The 248-nt window shown below is 69.8% G+C and carries 1 protein-coding gene; it reads right to left on the bottom strand.

Going from position 1 to position 248, the window contains the following annotated elements; translation table 11 throughout:
* Nucleotides 1–248: aminotransferase class I/II-fold pyridoxal phosphate-dependent enzyme (locus tag FCK22_RS18725; protein ID WP_136720779.1), on the bottom strand; the 248-nt coding region annotated here is incomplete at both ends.

Here is a 248-nt window from a genome sequence, read left to right as displayed (position 1 = left end):
ATAGGCCCCCCGGCCCGACACGCGCAGACCATGGGTCTCTAGCGCCGCGTCCATGACCCGGCGGCGTTCGTGCAGCGCCAGCCCCATGCGGCGGATCTGGGCGTCGTAATGGCCAAGCGACAAAAAATAGGCGGCGGTGCGCTGGATATGCCCCGGCGGGTGCCGCAGGACCGAGGCGCGCAGTGCGCGGGCCTCACGGATGAAGGGTTCGGACCCCACCAGATACCCCAGCCGCAGCCCCGGAAAGA

It is taken from the genome of Sulfitobacter sp. 15WGC, from assembly GCF_005068605.1.
In the GTDB taxonomy this organism is placed as follows: Bacteria; Pseudomonadota; Alphaproteobacteria; order Rhodobacterales; family Rhodobacteraceae; genus Sulfitobacter; species Sulfitobacter faviae.
Note: the sequence above shows the minus strand (reverse complement) of the source record. Positions and strands in the feature narration are given on the sequence as shown.